This window comes from Agromyces binzhouensis, assembly GCF_004135055.1.
In the GTDB taxonomy this organism is placed as follows: domain Bacteria; phylum Actinomycetota; class Actinomycetes; order Actinomycetales; family Microbacteriaceae; genus Agromyces; species Agromyces binzhouensis.
Window position 1 is genome coordinate 1 of record NZ_SDPL01000521.1, and the last position, 1803, is coordinate 1803.

General features: G+C 74.8%; 2 protein-coding genes. One reads left to right on the plus strand and one right to left on the minus strand.

Annotated features, from left to right (window positions below):
* Nucleotides 1-751, plus strand: a 751-nt coding sequence (locus tag ESO86_RS16340; RefSeq protein WP_129235889.1) for a VIT1/CCC1 transporter family protein, incomplete at its 5' end; no start/stop codon positions are given.
* A 22-nt stretch (nt 752-773) separates the two neighbouring features.
* Here ESO86_RS16340 and ESO86_RS16345 read toward each other — a convergent pair.
* The gene (locus ESO86_RS16345; protein WP_129235890.1) at nt 774-1646 is read right to left on the minus strand and encodes a DUF3097 domain-containing protein; all 873 of its coding nucleotides are present in this window, start codon (nt 1644-1646) and stop codon (nt 774-776) included.
* Between the last annotated feature and the right edge of the window lie 157 nt (nt 1647-1803).

Consider the following 1803-nt stretch of genomic DNA (forward strand, 5'->3'; position numbering starts at 1 on the left):
GGCCGCCGATGAGCGCATCCACGGCGAAGTCGTGCGCGGCCTCGCCGCGCGCGGCCGCCGTCGCCTCGCGGGCACGTTCCGCGCCGCCGTGTTCGGGGCGAACGACGGCCTCGTGTCGAACCTCGCACTCGTGCTCGGCATCGGCGCCACCGGCGTCCCCGCGCCGGTCGTGCTCTTCACGGGCATCGCCGGGCTCCTCGCGGGAGCCCTGTCCATGGGCGCGGGGGAGTACGTCTCGGTCCGCTCGCAGCGCGAACTGCTCGAGGCATCCGCCCCCGACCCGGGTGCGCGCGACGCACTCGGCGACCTCGACCTCGATGCGAACGAGCTGGCGCTCGTGTACCGCGCACGCGGAATGGCGCCCGACGAGGCGGTCGACCAGGCCGCGCTCGTGCTCGCGCGCGTGCAGGCGGCCGAGCGTCAGCCGGCGCCGACCGACGCGATCGGCACGCTCGAGCACGACGACGAGGCGGTCGGCACCGGCATGAGCGCGGCGATCTCGAGCTTCCTGTTCTTCGCCTCGGGCGCGCTGATCCCGGTGCTGCCGTGGCTATTCGGGATGTCGGGCCTCGCCGCCACCGTCACCGCGACCGTGCTCGTGAGCCTCGCGCTGCTGCTGACCGGCGCGACCGTCGGCCTGCTCTCGGGGGCGCCGCCGCTGAAGCGCGCGCTCCGTCAGCTCGCGATCGGCCTCGGGGCGGCTGCGGTCACGTACCTGCTCGGCCTCGCATTCGGGACCACGATCGGCTGACCGCGGCGGGTCGGTCGGCGGGTCAGTCGGCCGGGGCCGTGACGAAGTCGATGAGCTCCTCGACCCGCCCCAGCAGCGCCGGCTCGAGGTCGCCGTAGCCGCGCACCCGCCCGAGGATGCGCTGCCACGCACGCGCGATGTCGGCCTGCTCCTCATGCGGCCAGCCGAACGCCGCACACACCCCGTGCTTCCACGACGTACCCCGCGGGACGACCGGCCAGGACTCCCGGCCGACGCGCGCCGGCCTGACGGCCTGCCAGATGTCGACGAACGGGTGGCCGACGACGAGCACGTGACCGCGGTGGCGGCCGCGCATGACGGCATCCGCGATCCGCTGCTCCTTCGACCCGGCGACGAGGTGGTCGACGAGCACGCCGACACGGCGACCGGGTCCCGGCTCGAATTCGTCGAGCACGTCGTCCAGCACGTCGACGCCCTCGAGGTACTCGACGACGACGCCCTCGACCCGCAGGTCGGCACCCCAGATCTTCTCCACGAGCTCGGCGTCGTGCCGGCCCTCGACGAAGATGCGGCTCGGCAGGGCGACCTTCGCCGGGCGCCCCGGCTCGACCGCGAACGAGCCCGACGCCGTGCGGATGCGGCCCTGCGGCGCGTGGGCCTTCGGTGCGACGAGTCGCACCGGCTCGCCGTCGACCAGGAAGCCGTGCCCCAGCGGGAACATGCGCGTGCGACCGTGGCGGTCCTCCAGCGTCACCGTCTGCTTCTCGACGGAGACCACGGCCCCGCAGTAGCCGTCCGCGGCGAGCTCGACGACCAGGTCGCGGGTCGCCGGGACCTCCGGGATCGTGCGCCGCCCGGCGGCGCGCCAGTCGCCGGCGAGGACGTCCTGGCCGTAGCGGTCTGGTCCGAGGCGGTCGTTCGAGGCTGGGGGCACCGGATGAGGCTAGCGAATCGATCGCGACGCCCGGCGTCGACACGACGGGGACGGACCTCAGGCGCGGGCCGGCGTCCGGCGCACGAGCCCAGCGGTCCAGGCCGCGCCCGCGAAGGCGATGGCCGCGGCGAGCGCGAACGCCCACGGGATGCCGAAC